The following is a 16,176-nucleotide window of genomic DNA, read 5'->3' as shown; positions in this document are numbered from 1 at the left end:
ATAAAAAGGTATAACCCCATTTCTCATTGTTAATAATAACCAATGGAGCATGAATTTTTGTATTTTCACAAAATATATATTTCAATTAATCATTTAATAGGAGGAAGCTAATGAATAAGTATGTTTTAGAACCCCAAATTTCAAATAAGTTTCATGCAGGTAGTAAGGCAAGAGAAGATGTTAATTACTTCTTAGGAAATAATGGTTTTGAGGTTTTAACCTTTAAGGTAAATGATTCAAAGAAATTTCTAAAAAAGGTTAAGAACTATATGAGGTTTTTTTTGAATTCTAATTCTTTAGTAAATAAGGTTGAGCCAGGCTCCATAGCTTTAGTACAGTATCCTTATCCTCATCGTGCAATGATTCTAAACTCAATTTTTAAAAAACTTTCAAAGAAAAATGTTAAGGTAGTTGCTTTAGTTCATGATATTGATACCTTACGATTTGAGAGACCTGAAAAAGAAATTATCAGAGAAATAAATCGGTTAAATTCTTTTCATCATGTTATTTCCCATAATCCTGTGATGACAGAGTGGCTAACAAATAGAGGTCTCAAAAAGAAGGTTTTTAATCTTGAAGTATTCGATTATAGAATGAATGATCTGGCACCAAATTTCGCAACTGAATTTGCAGAAGAGGTTGCAGTTTATCCTAATACAAATTCAAATAATAACATTAGGTCCTTAGTTTTTGCTGGAAATCTTTCTATGAACAAATCAAAGTTTTTGTATAATTTCACAGACGAAATTCTTAAGGATTTAACTTTAAATCTTTATGGTATTGAATTTGATGAAGCTAATGTGAATTGTAAGAATTATTCCTATAAGGGTGTTTTTCAGCCTGATGAATTGCCAAGAAAAATGGAAGGGAACTTCGGTCTTATATGGGATGGTGAGGAGCTTAATACCTGCTCTGGACATTTTGGTCAGTATTTAAGATTTAATAACCCTCATAAGTTATCCTTGTACATGGCAGCTGGAATACCTGTGGTTACTTGGAAAAATGCAGCTATAGCAAACTTAGTTTCAAAAAATAAAATTGGTGTTTTGGTAGATAGTTTAACAGAAATTGCTAATGCCATATCTGAAGTTAGTAATGACCAATATCTAGAGATGAAAGCCAATATATCTGACTTCAATAAAAAGGTAACTAGCGGACATTATATTCAAAACATAGTAAAAAAAATAGAAGAGGATTTTAGCAAGGAGAATGAAAATGTTTAAATATATTGTAGTTGGGGCAGGGTTAAGTGGTGTAACCATAGCAGAAAGAATTGCAACCTTCCTTCATGAAGACGTCTTAATAATTGAAAAAAGAAATCATATTGGTGGGAATTGCTATGATTCGTATAATGAAGATGGCATATTAATACATAACTATGGTCCTCATATATTTCACACAAATCACAAAGATGTGTGGGACTATTTAAGTAGTTTCACAAAGTGGAATTATTATCAACACAGAGTACTATCCTACATAGATGGACAATTGATTCCTATGCCTATAACCACAGAAACAGTAAACAAACTCTACAATGTGAATTTATCAAATTTTGAAGTTGAAGAATTTCTAAAGAACCAAGCTGAACCAATTGCAGAAATTAAAAACTCTGAAGATGTGGTTTTAAGCAAAGCAGGAAAAGAAATATATGAAAAGTTCTTTAAAAACTATACTAAAAAACAGTGGGATGTATACCCAGATGCTCTAGATAAATCTGTTATTTCAAGAATTCCTGTTAGATATAATAGGGATACTCGTTACTTTACTAATCAGTACCAAGGCATGCCTAAGAATGGGTATACTGCTATGGTGCAACAGATGGTAAAGAACCCTAAAATACATATCTTATTAAACACAGATTATAAGGAGGTTATTCATAACTTTAACTATGAAAAACTCGTATACACAGGGCCAATAGACTATTTCTTTGATTATAAACATGGAAAGCTTACCTATAGGTCAATTAGGTTCGATTTTGAAACCTTAGATACTTCTTGCTATCAAGAAGCAGCAGTTGTAAACTATCCTAATGACTACGATTTTACTAGAATTACAGAGTTTACAAAAATGACTAATCAAGAAAGTAAAAGAACCACAATTCTAAAAGAATATCCAACTTGGGAAGGAGAGCCTTATTACCCCTACCCAACAAAGGAATGTGCAGAGCAATATAACCTATATAAAGAAGAAGGTAGCAAAGAAAAAAATGTTATCTTTATAGGACGTTTAGCAGAATACAAATACTATGACATGGATGCCACAATTAAGAGAGCCTTAGATACCTTTAATTCAGAATTTATGGGGAAGGTTTAATGAGTAGTATAGCAAAAAACTACACTTATAATGTAATTTATCAAATACTCTCTGTAATAATACCCTTTATCACTGTGCCCTATGTGTCAAGAATATTAGGAGCTGATGGAATCGGAATAAATGCTTATACTGGTTCCATAGTCCAATATTTTGCACTTTTTGGTTCCTTAGGCATAGGTCTCTATGCAGGGAGAACTGTGGCATATAAAAGGGATGATAAGGAAGAGTTATCAAAAGCCTTCTGGAGTATTTTTACTCTCCAATGTGTGCTATGTAGTATTTCCTTTGCTTTGTACATTATATTTACTATATTTTTTGTTGACAAATATAAGTTGATACAATTAATTCAAGCCTTGAATCTATTATCCATTGCTATTGATATAAGCTGGCTATTCGTTGGCATTGAGGATTTTAAAAAGCTAATTATTAGAAGTATCTTCTTTAGAACTTTAGGGGTAATCTGTGTTTTTATATTTATTAGAACCCCTGAAGACTTATGGAAATATATAATCATATCCACCTTATCTGTATTTCTAGGACAAATTGTAATGTGGGCTTATTTGAGAAATATTGTAAACAGAGTAAGAATAACTTTTAAGGATGTAGCTTCTCACTTAAGACCCTCCTTACAGCTATTTATACCTCAAATAGCCATTCAAGTATATTTAGTTGTAAACAAAACCATGCTAGGTGTAATGTCTACCACCCAAGAGGTAGGCTTTTACGAAAGTGCAGACAAGATTATTAAAATATCCCTTGCATCAATTACAGCTATTGGTGGGGTAATGCTTCCTAGGATATCAAATAGCTTTGCAAAAGGTGATAAAGAGAAGATAAATTACTACATTTACACCATATTAAACTTTGTATCCTATTTAGCCATCCCCTTTATGTTTGGTATAATAGGGATTTCTAGAGGCTTTGTAACTTGGTTTTTAGGCAGTGAATTTTCAAAGTGCAGTATTTTACTAATAGTACTTAGTCCAGTAATTATATCCATAGCTTGGAGTAACGTTATGGGAATGCAATACATGATCCCCACAGGAAGAACACAAGAGTTTACTATTTCTGTAGTGATTGGAGCTGTTTTAAACTTAGGTTTAAATTTAGTTTTAATAAAAAGCTTTCAATCCTTAGGAGCAGCTCTGGCAACGGTTTTGGCCGAAATTGCCGTAACAGGAACTCAAATGTATTTTTTAAGAAAGGATATAAATATTTCAAAGTTATATTCAAATATAGGTAAATACTTTATTTCAGGTTTAATAATGTTTATTCCTGTAATACTTATTGGTCATTTTTTTGAGCCCTCTCCAAAAATCACCTTTACACAAATTTCAACGGGTGGAATTGTATATATCCTATGTTTGTTCCTGCTTAAATCAGATATAAATACTTTCATCTTTAGCAAAGTATTTAGTAAATTGTATAAAAAATTTTTAGCTAGGAAAGCTGAAGCCTAAAAAATTTAAGCTATGCTCAAAAGGCATAGCTTAAATAATAAACAATTTACTCTAACCAATTCCTTCCGTCAACCAATCTGGAAACAAGCATTGCACAAACTGTATTTCCTGTTGAATTCAGCACTGTGGCCGGAGCATCTATAATTGTACTAATTACAGCTATGATTGGAAGAGCTTCTGGTGGAAAGCCATAAATACTTATTATAAGCACCTCTCCAATCATTCCACCTCCAGGTATAGCTCCCATTACTGCTCCAACTAAAAATCCTACTGCTAATATTGAAAGTAAAGTTGGAAGGTTATTAAGGTCTTTGCCAAATATACCAAACAAAAATACTACTTTTAGTACTCCTCCAATAACAGATCCATCCTTATGTGTATTTGCCCCTAAAGGTATAACCGTTTCTGCAATATCCTGAGGTACTCCTATTTTTTTAGTTGCTTCAAGATTAACTGGAATAGATGCAGCACTAGAGCAAGTTGCTAATGCTGTCAAAGTTGGCGAAAGAGCATTTTTCCAAAAACTCTTAAAGCCCCTTTTTCCTGCTGATAAGTAAGAATATAAGCTAAAGATTCCAAAATAATAAATAAGAGTTAATCCTCCGTATAAAAGAAATACCTTTAAATATCCCTCTAAAATCTGTGTTCCTAATTGCCCTACAACAGAGGCAAAATAGCAGCCTAAACCTATTGGGGCATAGTACATTATTATATCTACCATCTTCATCATTACAACAGTTGACGAGCTTAAAAAGCTCTTTACTACTACTGCTTTTTCTCCTACTAAAGCCGTTGATAATCCAAATATACTTGAAAAGACAATTAGTTGAAGCATGTTGCTTTTAGAAAGCAATGCTGAAAAATCTCCTACTGTAATTGTTTTTACTAATTGCTGTGATAATGTTATCTTTTCAGTACTGTTACTAACTTGTGCATCTGATTGAGATAAAAGTGTTTTTATAACTTCGCCCTTTAGTCCTTCAGTTGGATTAAAGATTAATGTTCCTATTATAGCTAATATGCCAGCTATTAAAGCTGTAACCATAAAAACCATTGCAATATTTCCTATTATTTTCCCGAGCCTATTCATATTCCCCATATTAGCTATAGCAGAAGCTACACTAAAGAAAACTAAGGGCACTATTATGGTAAACATTAGGTTTAGAAATATTTGTCCGAAGGGTTCTAGTACTATGGCTTTAGGACCGAGTACAATCCCTATTATCCCGCCAAATAGTATTGATAAAAGTAACATTATGGAAGTCTTATAATTTTTTAATAACCTATTCATATATATCCAACTCCTAAAAAATTCATTTATATTAACTATTATAATAGCTATTAATACAATTTTTATTGTAAGTAATGTTTAATTTATTGCATAAAGTGCTATAATTAATATATAGTTTGAGGTGATAATATGAATAATAATATTTCTACTGAAAAGGTAAAAAAAGGATACCTAAACGAAGATTTTCACTTTTTCAACCTAAAAGATCAAAAGAAAAATGAATTTGAAACTCACTACCATGATTTTAATAAAATAATTGTTTTTATTTCTGGGCAGGTTACTTACATAATTGAAGGAAAATCTTATACTCTTAAGCCTTGGGATATTCTTTTAGTTGGAAAAAATGACCTTCATTTACCAATAATAAGCTCTACCACACCCTATGAAAGAATAATATTGTGGTTAAATCCCTTGTTTTTAGAAGAACATAATAAAGATAATTGTAACCTTTTGAATTGCTTTCAATTAGCCACTGAAAAAAAACTTAATCTGATTAGATTAAATAGAATGAATATAACTTCACTAAAACAAAATCTTTCTGACCTAGAAGGAGCAATGCAAGATAAAGCTTTTGGTAGTTATATTTTGAAAAATGCATTATTTCTTCAGCTAATGGTGAAAATAAACAGACTGTTTCTAGAAACAAATTTTAGTGAAAGTATTGAAGATATTAAATACGATCCTAGAATAGAAGATATTTTAAGTTTTATAAATTTAAATCTCCATGAGGATTTATCCATAGATATAATTTCTGAAAAGTTTTATCTAAACAAATATTATTTAATGCATTTATTTAAACAAGAAACTGGTTACACCTTGCATAGTTATATACAAAAGAAAAGAGTTATACGTGCAGCTGAACTTCTTAAAAGCGGTCTTCAAGCCGGTGAAGTTTGTTCTCTATGTGGCTTTGGAGACTATTCTACCTTTGTAAGAACTTTTAAAAAGGAATTTAATCTATCCCCTAAGCAATATTGTAAATATAATGAGTAAAATTATAAATTAAAGTACAACCCCTTAAGGAAGTATTGCAACAGGAATATTTATTAATTAATATTAATAAAGCCATGTGTATAGAGAGGAATAAAATGTCTACTTTATAGGAAACATTTTAAACTAACTCTCAATTTACACATGGCTTTCGTATTATTTATCACCTTTCTACACTATATAACTGTCCATTTGCTATAAAATTGTGTTTTTAAGTATAATTTATAATTAGTCTCCTAATTAGTTAATTATACTGTTGAGCCTTTTCTTTAAAGTATGCCAAACAACATAAACCCCACTGCATTAATTGCAAAATTAGCAAACATATGTACCATCCAGGATGAATACACATTTTCATTTCTTTCGTTCAAAAAGTTAAATATTACTCCACCTGCTATAAGTCCTATGATTATTAACAAGAAAGTACCTATAGAAAACCATCCAATCATCATAGCAACATGATATAAAGCAAAAGCTAAAGAACTTATACTATAGGCAAAAAATCTAGAAGTAAACCTTTTTAAAGATAAAAAGGCAAATCCACGAAAAAAGAATTCTTCTAACATGGAATTTATGAAGGATATATATAAAGAAATAAAAACAAAGTTATCTTTGCTTACACCTACATTATTTTCTAATGAAGTTGTTACTTTTGAAAAGTCTAAAATATTACTTAAATAGAAGTATGCCGCTAGTATTATAATGAATACCCCAATCCCCAATAATAAGGACTTCACAAAGCTCTTCTTCTGGATATAAAACAACTTCTTTAAAGATACTTCCTTATCATAATAAGAGTAAATTACTGGACATGCCAAAAATAAGAAAATTTTAATTAGTGACTTTACTGCATAGCTTGGCCTTATGACAGCATCTACAATCCCCATAATGACACAACATACCAAAATAACTGATAGAATTATTGCTAGTTTAGTAGCTTTATTTTTTACTGCTAATTCAACAGTTTTCATACTCTTCCCCCATTAAATAAAATGTGATTTCTACTTTATTATAACATAGGAATCTATGAATAAATTACATGACTTTCCCTATAACAATGTGTATATCAAAGATTATTGATTGATTATTTCAAAGTTACTTTAAATCCTTAGCATAATTGTTACTTTTACTAAATAACCATTTTCTATAACTATTTCACCACCATGTTCCTTAATAATTTCATTGCATAAATACAAGCCAAGTCCTCTACTATCCTTATTATCTACTCCACTAAATTTTACAAAAGGCTCAAATATATAGTTAAAGGTTTCCTCTGGGATAGGATTACTACTATTTATAATTTCAATAAAATACTTATTTCCTAAAACATAGGAATTAACATAAATTTCTTTTCCCCCATAGGTGTACTTAATTGCATTATCAAGTATATTAATCATTACTTGTCTTATTCTATCCTCCTGAACTTTAATAGATCCTTCACTTAAGTTTAGTATTATTTTTAAATAATACTTACTTGCCTTTATGTTCATATCATTACAGCTTTGCATAATGAGTTTTTTCATATTAACTTCTTTAACTTCTTCTTTTACAACATACAGACCCTTAGATACCTCTATTAATTCAAGGACTAAATTATGAAGTCTGTCACTCTCGGAATAAATTCTTTCAATAGCTCTCTTATCAAAGTCTTTATCTTCAACCATGCCTGTTAATAATAACTCTGCATATCCTGATATTGCAGTTAAAGGTGTTTTTAATTCATGGGTTACACTATTGAAAAATTCTCTTCTCCCTTTTTCAAGCTTATAAACCTTATCCTTTTCATTTTCAATAGTCTCTATTTGTTCTTTAATTTTATCTCTCATGCTTATAAATTCTCTTGCCAGTACTGCTACCTCATCTTTACCCTGATCAGTAATAGAAATATCATAATCCCCATTTCCCAATTTTTTTATTGCATCTGTTAACTTAGCAATTGGTTTAGTAATCTTAGTTGTCATTAAAAATAAAAACATAAATATTGCTGCAAATATACCACCTTCAATAATATTTATAAAGTTCATAGTATTTTTATAAGTTTTATATTCCAAATCATAGTTTTTTGCAATATTTACAATCCCAATATAATTATCATTAATATATAGAGGATAAGTTAATATTGCATTTATTCCACTATCTTTATACTTTAAATTCATAATGGCTTTGCCTTCCATAGCCATTTCATTACTAGGTTTTAATGCATTTTTAAATTCCTCATTGAAATTTCCTACCACAAATTCATCCTTCATATTTTTAATGTCCAAACTACATTGATAGTTTAAGGAGATATACTTTACAATATAGCTACCTTCCTCAATTAAAGCCTCTTCCTTATCTTTTGAGCTGCTGGTTAATAGCTTGTACCTTATATATTCATGAGTACTGTTCATTACTTGCTTTAACGAGTTATTTATACTGTTTTCCATATTTTTATTTAATATATTTGTTATTGCAACATTCATTACTACCACGGAAATTATTAGTATAAAAACTAATCCGATTATAAATTTATTTCTTATTTTCATTTAAAACTACCTCATCACATATCCTGTTCCAAAAACAGTATCTATAATTGATGCCCCCTCTTCTTTATCAAGTTTACTTCTTAATCTTCTAACATGAACATCTACGGTTCTAATCTCTCCATCATAGTCATATCCCCAAACCTTATCTAAAAGGTCTTCTCTAGAAAAAACCTTATTCCTATTGTTAACTAAAAACTCTAACAATTCATACTCCTTTGGTTTCAATTTTACTTCTTCACCATCTTTAATTACAATTCTGCCTTCAGGATTAATTTTCACAAAGTTACTAATTTCTATAAACAGTTGTTCTGAATGCTCTTTATACTTATTAACTCGCCTTATTGCAACCTTTACTCTAGTTAATACCTCTTTTATATGAAATGGCTTAGTAATATAATCATCAGCACCTAGTTCTAAGCCTAAAACTTTATCTACAATATCATTTCGTGCAGTTAACATAATTACTGGAATAGAGTATTTATCATTTATATATCTACATACTTCGAAACCATTATCATCTGGCAAATTAATGTCCAGCAATACTAAGTCTGGCTTAAACAAATCTAAAGCATTTCTTGCAGCTTTAGCTAAGAAAACTCCTTTAACTGTGTAACCATCTGCTCTTAAAGCAGAAACTAAAATATCATTTATTGATACTTCATCCTCAACTACTAAAACTTTAAGTTCCATCATAAAACCCCCTTACATAGTTTTAATACTCTAAATCTAATATATAGGCTTCAAAGATTGAAACTTATTACATTTTTCTTCAAAACCTTAAATTAAGCACCTTGAAAGTTTCTCTTATACTAAGTTTTCCTTAATAGTTTTCAAGGGTGTTCAATGAATTTTAAACTTGAAACACCCTGAAATTTTATTACCTATATAATTAATATTTTTGTTTATAACATTTAGAATAGAATTGGGGATTTTCTCATCAATAGTTTTCTAATAAATTCTTATGATACAATTCAAACTACCTTAAAAAATTTAGAGTTATTTAAACATCTATGGTACATATTGTTCTTCAATTTTAACTACTACATTATTCTCTAAATAAAAATGACAAAGCAACCTTAAATCACCCTTTTGATTCTTTAACTCTTCAAAATTTACTGGCTTTTGAACTAAGGTCTCTAGATTATATCTATACCCACAGAGAGATATTTTAGCTCCTTGTGCTACCTGTAAACTTTTTAAAGTTTTATTATTATTTCTAATATAATAAACTCCCTCAAAGGCTATAGCACCATCTTTTGCAGCTTCTCTATCAGCAATCTTATTATCTTTTTCATTAAAATAAAATTCTATTTCATCCATAGTTATATATCTTTTTTCACCTTCTTCGTACACTTTTGTTATATATCCTGTTTTCTTCTCCCTTCTAGTTTCTAAGATTTCAAGATATAATTCAACAGCTCTATCATATTGCTCTATTCGCCCTTCATACTTCACTTCCCCCACTTTACTTGCATCCACAGTGGTATTATTCCAAACAACCTCAACTTCCTTTTCAGCATTATTAATTTTTGCTTTAATTTTAGTTGGTAAGGTATATTCTTTGTTTTTATATAAACTTACCTCTAGTTTAGTTGTTTCGAATTTCAATTTTAACTCGTTAAGAAGCACTTTCATATTCTCAGTGTCTACATTATTACTTATAGCTAACTTAATAATATAATAAGCATCATCTAGTCTTTCCTTTTCTAGATACTTATTTTTTATTTCTATATAAGCTCCCTTATTTGCTTTATCCATGGAAATGGCTTTTTCAAAAGTACTTTTAGCATCATCATATTTTCCTTCATTTAAAAAGTTTGCTCCATCAATAATTATCTTTTTTATTTCATCTTCTTGCATCGTTGTTTCTTGTTTTACATCATTTGTTAGTACCGTTGTCTTTTCTTTGTTTCTGCAACCTACTAAACTTAACATAACTATTAAAGCTAAGATTATTAATAGTATTGATGTTTCTCTCATAAATTATCGCTCCTTATATTTGGTATATCTAAATACTAACATGATGATTTTTCCAACATTGGTTAAATTGTTTCCATATTATTTCCACTATAAAATTTTATTTTCTTATAAAAAATAAAATTTCTTATATAGCAAAAAAATAGTAACTAACCTAAATGGTTAACTACTATTTCAATTACTTTATAATGGATTTTTCTTAAATATTTTCAAAGCCCCAATTATAGATAGTGCTATTACTATAATGGTAACTATTATTGTGATATTCATGTCCCCTATATCAATTTTATTATTTAACAAATCCATATACTTTGAAGTTAGGGTATAGGGATTAAACTTTGTAACCTTTGGGAACAAATCTCCTAGCATTAATACTCCGTAGATAATAAAAGTCACTATTAGTCCCCCATAGTTTCCCTTGGCTATTGTACTACTAAAAATAATTGTACTAATTAGAAAAACACCAAAGAGCCATAAACAGAAAAGAGACAAGGTTAAATTATTAACTGAGTGTTCTCCAAATAAATAGAAGGTATATAGAAAGTTAGTTCCTATGGAAATTAAATATCCTATTGTCCAAATAAGAGCAGCTGTAGTAAACTTGGAAAGTATTATAACACTACGAGATACCCCCTTAGACACCATATTCACTAGGGTTCCCCTTGTTAATTCTCCAGATAATAAACCACTAAATATAAGGATTAAAGCAATAAATCCCATTTGACTGATGTTTTTAAAAAATTGAACATAGGCATCTAAAAAAGTTGGCTCTGGGATTTTAATTTCCATTCCTTGAAAATCCATAGATCCTATAATATCTGGCATTATTTTTGCAAATAAGGGACTCATCATTCCTAAAATAAATAACAAGGCTAAAAGTATAAATAATTTATAGGTTCTTATTTGCTCCATGAACTCTTTTTTTGCAAAAGCTATATAGCTCTTCATTTTACCACCTCCAAAAATAATTTTTCTAAGGATGGTTCTAGAATTTCGTACTTTCTTATTGATATATTATTTTCTGCAAATACTTTTATTATATCTTTACTAACTTCCTCCATATTCTTCACTTGAAGTTTAACTTCTTTTCCCTCAACAACAACCTCAGTAATATCCTTTATGGACTTTAGCTTTTCTTCTAATATTAATCCTTTATCTTTATCCTGTAGCTCAATAACTATACTATCAGTCTTAAACTTGCTTTTTATTTCCTGTAGGTTTCCATACATTACTATCTTTCCATCATTTAACAATCCTACAGTATCACATATTTTTTCCACATCTGAAAGTATATGTGTAGAAAAAATTATAGTTGTTTTATTTTTTACCTTGTACAAAATATCTAGTATTTCTTTTCTTCCAATAGGATCTAAGGCTGAAGTTGGCTCATCACATATCAGTAGTTTTGGTTCATTGAGTAGAGCTTGAGCAATACCTAACCTTTGCTTCATTCCTCTTGAAAAACCAGATATTTTTCTATTAACCCCTTCTAACCCTACTAAAGTTAGTAGTTCTTCACTTTTTACTTTAATATCCTTTTTCCTCATACCTGTAACTTCACCACAAAGCTTCAAATATTCCTTCGGTGTCATGTACCCGTAGTATTCAGGAACATCAGGAAGATAACCAATATATTTATTTGTGCTTGTATTACCATAGACAACTTTTTCACCACATACATATATTTCACCTTTTGTGGCTTCAAGAAATCCAAGAATCATTTTCATTGTAGTTGTTTTGCCTGCTCCATTTTTTCCAATAAAGCCGAAAATTGAATTTTCCTTCACTGAAAAACTTAAATCTTCTATAACATTAAGCCCTTTAAAGCTTTTAAAAAGGTTATTTACCTTTAAAACTTCCATTACTCATCACTCCTGCCAATGGTGAAATAAAGAATTGGACCTATGATTTGAAATACCACTGAAACTATTATCCATAATACTTTATTTCCAATCTTAAATTTATCATGTTTTATAATGTGGACTACTGCTGAAATCATTAAAGCAAACTCAATTATAATAATTGGTATTAAAAATGGTATATATTCTCTAATACTTTCCATAACATTTTCACTCCTATATTTCTTTTAATCTTTTAATTAATTCAATGAACCTATCTTCTTTTTCTAAAGCATTAAACATAGGGTTGTTTATGACACTTGACTTGATATCTTCCTTTATAACCTTATCACTTCTTGGCGCCGCCCCACCTAAATCTATTTTTTCAAATAAATGTTCTATAGAGTCAAATAGTTCATTCCTTCCTAACTTAATTGGAAAGAAATTCTCCCTCTTTGCCGTCTTTACATACTCTTCTAACATGCTTATTGCTTCTTGTTTTTCCCCCTGCATAACATGAATATAAGCTGTAATATAATAAATTGATAGTAGCGTTGAAGGGTTTACCTCTTTAACCTTGAATATATTAGCCAATTCTGTGGTAGTTTCGCTCCAAAGTTTTACCTTTTGCTTATCATTACCATATAACCTTATTAGACTTGGTACAGATCCTAATATGCCTAAAAGGGATATATAAATAAATTCTTGAAGAATGCTTATGGATTTATTTACTTCACCTTTCATTTCATAGGCATTTGCAAGTAAAACCTCAGAGCTTAAATACAATTCCGTAATGCTTTCTAAATCCATTATTGCACTATCAACTTCATTTCTCATTAATAGACAAGTTGCCTTTATATAAGTCGCCTGCCTACTTAAGCTAGAATCCTGACTATTTTTTATTACTCTTTGCAGTATGCTCTCAGCTTCTTTATATATCTCATTACATTCCTCCTTATCTCCTGCTATATTTCCATGGTTAACTAGGAGTAATGCTATATGAAATTGAAGTCTCCAACAGGAATAATACTTTTTAATATAATCCATGCATTCTTCATAGACTTCCTGAAAAGGCTTTTTGCCGAAATCATTTGATAACCTTACATATAAATCCTTTATTTTTTCTTTTGATAATTGAGGATGATATCCTAGTAATTCATCCACACTTACATCAAAATAGGTTGCAATTATTGGTAGTAACGTTATATCAGGATAGCTTTGATTTGACTCCCACTTGGATACTGCAGCCTTTGATACTCCAATAAAATTCGCTAATTCTTCTTGAGTTATTCCTTTTTCTTTTCTTTTAATTGCTATATTAATTCCAACATTTATTTCTGCCATGACTATCCCTCCCTATATTTTAATTTTAGCCCTCACACCTATTATTTACAATGGAGCCAAAGTAGATTATAACAAAAAAAATAAACCATTGGTTGACTATTTCCACGCCAAACTTGTCTAGAAGACAATAATAGTGGAGAAATTATTCTTCCAAAATGTCGTTGAATTAACTATATATGAACAAATGCGTGTGTTCACACCCTCTTTTAAATAGTTAGCAATTACTTACACTTTTTACATACATTCTGAAACCCAGCAATTTCAAGGCATTCCAGGCGCTTTTTTAACGCAAAAAAAAGTTGAATTAACTATATAATAAAAAACTACCCCCATATCCTGAGTAGTAGTTTTAAGCTTATTATATATAAGTTATTTCTATAAATTATTTAACAGGCCCTTTATTTCTTCAATTATAGCCTCTGCACCTTCTACATTTAGCAATCTAAAATATAAACTTCTTAAGAAATGCTTTATATTTACCTTTAAATGATAATATTCAACAGTTCTATTACTAGGATTTTCAATTTTAAAATCCTTTAACCAAAAAATGATTTTTGAGGAATTTAAATTCTTAGCCTTAATACAGTTCTCCACCACTGTAACCATTCTTTCATCCTCTTCATCTATATAAACATAATTCCCTACACATACTTTGGTCTTTATGGAATTTAATATGTCCATGAAATCACTGTCCTTAAAACAATCGCATTGAATTAACTCATCTAATGCATCTGCTGTATGGGCTGCTGAGTGTGCCCACCCATATTCCTTTACATATCCTCTAAGGTCCTTTTCCATAAGCATATATTCTACAACCATATTTTTTACTTTATATAGAGTCTCCTCACATAAGAATTTGTCACTTCTGTGCTTATATAAAATAAGTGCAACTATCAAAATGGAAAAAGTTCTTTTAAAAACTTGATGATCTTCTTTGTCATTTATCTCATGATGAAGATTTAAATTTTCCAAACTAATATTTAATAAATTCTCAAGTTGTTCTGCAGTAAATCTTCCCTCTACAATCCAATGATAAAAGGTTGTATAAATTAACTTATCTCTAAGTTCTGGATCTAACACTCCAATACTCTCAATCATTTCTAAGGCTACTTCATAATAAGCTTCTCCACCTTCTAGTAAATAGTTATTTTCTCTTACTTTAATTAACTTTTCTTTTAACATATTTTCCCCATACTCCATTTATATTCCCCCATTTTTTTACTCTTCTCTTTTATTATAACCTTTAACTAAACCTTTTTGAAAAATTATTACTAAAATTGCTAATAATTTTTGTGTCTCATAGCTATAAATACTTTACTAAGAGTCTTTCTCCCCGAAATATTATCTTATAATAAATTCATTCTAGTTTATTTTTAAAATATGATTTGTGTTTTTATCATATGAGGTCTAAAGCTTAAATTATTAGGTTTATTACTTTTATAACCCCCACTCTAATACATTGTTATTTTCCATCCATTATTTCAATAAACTTTTTAGCGGCTTGAGAAGGAGATACACTTTTAAGATAGCAAATGCCGATACTTCTTTTTGGTATGTTTTCTATTGTTTTCACTTCATATAAAGTTTCATCCTCTAAATACCTTTGAGAAAATTCCCTAATAACACAGGCTATTCCAAGGTTTATTTTTGCAAACTCCAACAATAAATCATGAGCACCTAATTCAATCTCAGGAGTAATTCTAACACCTTTAGAGGTGAAATATTTTTCTACATATTTTCTAGAATTAGACTTAGACTCCAACAGTATTAATGGTAGCTTAGATATTTCCTCAAAGGTTAGTGGTTTAGAAACTATGTCTTTAAATTTACTGCCACAAACAAAGATATCGTGAATATCTTTACAAGGTACTTTTTCCAAAGATGAGTCTTTAATAGGAAAATTGCATATCCCTAAATCAACTTCTCCAGATTTTAACATATCACAAATTTCTAGAGTTGTTCGATTTATAATTTGAAGCTTAATATTAGGGTATTTATCGTGAAACTTTTCTAAATAAGATAGCAAAAAATATCTAGAATTTGTATCTCCCACTCCAAGCTTTAGTTCCCCTGCCATTAAGTTTTTACATTCTAATAGCTTTGTTTCTCCTACGTTGATTAAATTTATAGCAGAACTTATATATTCAAATAAAAGTTGTCCTTCATTAGTTACCACAACACCTTTTGGTGTTCTTGTAAAAAGCCTTGTGTCAAGTTCTTCTTCTAGTTGCATAATAGATTGACTCACAGCTGGTTGTGTCATATAAAGCTCCTTTGCTGCCTTTGAAAAACTTTTACACTTGCAAACTTCACTAAACACTTTATATAAATCTAATTTAGTTATCATATAAGCCCTCCTTATATGTAGTATTACATATATTTATTTTACTTATATCACAAACATACTGTATATTACAAGTATGGGATATATTTTATTT

15 protein-coding genes are annotated in these 16,176 nt (G+C 29.7%); 4 read left to right on the top strand and 11 right to left on the bottom strand.

Features of this window, described 5'->3' with window-relative positions; translation table 11 throughout:
* Nucleotides 1–110 precede the first annotated feature (110 nt).
* The 3 genes from C661_RS0116030 to C661_RS0116020 are packed head-to-tail and all read left to right on the top strand — an operon-like array spanning nt 111 to nt 3,773.
* Nucleotides 111–1,223: a glycosyltransferase gene (locus C661_RS0116030; protein WP_017416363.1), complete on the top strand. Its 1,113-nt coding sequence runs from the start codon at nt 111–113 to the stop codon at nt 1,221–1,223.
* Nucleotides 1,216–2,313 carry a UDP-galactopyranose mutase gene (glf, locus tag C661_RS0116025; protein ID WP_017416362.1) on the top strand — a complete coding sequence of 366 codons (1,098 nt, stop codon included), beginning with the start codon at nt 1,216–1,218 and terminating at the stop codon, nt 2,311–2,313. Before C661_RS0116030 ends, glf begins: the two co-directional genes overlap by 8 nt.
* Nucleotides 2,313–3,773 (top strand): flippase, encoded by a 1,461-nt coding sequence (locus C661_RS0116020; RefSeq protein WP_017416361.1) that lies wholly within the window; start codon nt 2,313–2,315, stop codon nt 3,771–3,773. Before glf ends, C661_RS0116020 begins: the two co-directional genes overlap by 1 nt.
* 46 nt (nt 3,774–3,819) lie before the next feature.
* On the opposite strand, the gene C661_RS0116015 is transcribed toward C661_RS0116020, so the two are convergent.
* Complete coding sequence (locus C661_RS0116015) at nt 3,820–5,064, bottom strand: dicarboxylate/amino acid:cation symporter (protein ID WP_017416360.1); 1,245 nt, start codon at nt 5,062–5,064, stop codon at nt 3,820–3,822.
* A gap of 129 nt (nt 5,065–5,193) precedes the next feature.
* On the opposite strand from C661_RS0116015, the gene C661_RS0116010 reads away from it, so the two are divergent.
* Nucleotides 5,194–6,057 (top strand): AraC family transcriptional regulator, encoded by an 864-nt coding sequence (locus tag C661_RS0116010; protein ID WP_017416359.1) that lies wholly within the window; start codon nt 5,194–5,196, stop codon nt 6,055–6,057.
* Between the two features lie 266 nt (nt 6,058–6,323).
* On the opposite strand, the gene C661_RS0116005 is transcribed toward C661_RS0116010, so the two are convergent.
* The 10 genes from C661_RS0116005 to C661_RS0115960 all read right to left on the bottom strand — a co-directional run bounded on the left by C661_RS0116005 (nt 6,324) and on the right by C661_RS0115960 (nt 16,085).
* Nucleotides 6,324–7,025 (bottom strand): CPBP family intramembrane glutamic endopeptidase, encoded by a 702-nt coding sequence (locus tag C661_RS0116005; RefSeq protein WP_017416358.1) that lies wholly within the window; start codon nt 7,023–7,025, stop codon nt 6,324–6,326.
* 129 nt (nt 7,026–7,154) lie between these two features.
* Complete coding sequence (locus C661_RS0116000) at nt 7,155–8,579, bottom strand: sensor histidine kinase (protein WP_017416357.1); 1,425 nt, start codon at nt 8,577–8,579, stop codon at nt 7,155–7,157.
* 6 nt (nt 8,580–8,585) lie between these two features.
* Nucleotides 8,586–9,269, bottom strand: coding sequence for a response regulator transcription factor (locus C661_RS0115995; protein WP_017416356.1), 684 nt, complete (start codon nt 9,267–9,269; stop codon nt 8,586–8,588).
* 318 nt (nt 9,270–9,587) lie between these two features.
* Nucleotides 9,588–10,559, bottom strand: a complete 972-nt coding sequence (locus C661_RS0115990; protein WP_017416355.1) for an Ig-like domain-containing protein — start codon at nt 10,557–10,559, stop codon at nt 9,588–9,590.
* A gap of 180 nt (nt 10,560–10,739) precedes the next feature.
* A complete protein-coding gene (locus C661_RS0115985) occupies nt 10,740–11,504 on the bottom strand; it encodes an ABC transporter permease (RefSeq protein ID WP_017416354.1) in 765 nt (254 codons plus the stop codon).
* Nucleotides 11,501–12,418, bottom strand: coding sequence for an ABC transporter ATP-binding protein (locus tag C661_RS0115980; protein WP_017416353.1), 918 nt, complete (start codon nt 12,416–12,418; stop codon nt 11,501–11,503). Before C661_RS0115980 ends, C661_RS0115985 begins: the two co-directional genes overlap by 4 nt.
* Entirely contained in the window at nt 12,418–12,618 is a 201-nt protein-coding gene (locus tag C661_RS0115975; RefSeq protein ID WP_017416352.1) for a PLD nuclease N-terminal domain-containing protein, read from the bottom strand. The genes C661_RS0115980 and C661_RS0115975 overlap by 1 nt, the downstream gene beginning before the upstream one ends.
* A gap of 13 nt (nt 12,619–12,631) precedes the next feature.
* Nucleotides 12,632–13,738 (bottom strand): helix-turn-helix domain-containing protein, encoded by a 1,107-nt coding sequence (locus C661_RS0115970; protein ID WP_017416351.1) that lies wholly within the window; start codon nt 13,736–13,738, stop codon nt 12,632–12,634.
* A 375-nt stretch (nt 13,739–14,113) separates the two neighbouring features.
* Entirely contained in the window at nt 14,114–14,938 is an 825-nt protein-coding gene (locus tag C661_RS0115965; RefSeq protein WP_017416350.1) for a DUF2785 domain-containing protein, read from the bottom strand.
* A 262-nt stretch (nt 14,939–15,200) separates the two neighbouring features.
* Nucleotides 15,201–16,085, bottom strand: a complete 885-nt coding sequence (locus tag C661_RS0115960; protein WP_017416349.1) for a LysR family transcriptional regulator — start codon at nt 16,083–16,085, stop codon at nt 15,201–15,203.
* Between the last annotated feature and the right edge of the window lie 91 nt (nt 16,086–16,176).

Origin of the sequence: Clostridium tunisiense TJ (assembly GCF_000300195.1) — a bacterium.
GTDB classification, from domain to species: domain Bacteria; phylum Bacillota; class Clostridia; order Clostridiales; family Clostridiaceae; genus Clostridium_J; species Clostridium_J tunisiense.
The sequence above is the reverse complement of the archived record's forward strand: the minus strand, read 5'-3'. Positions and strand labels throughout refer to the sequence as shown.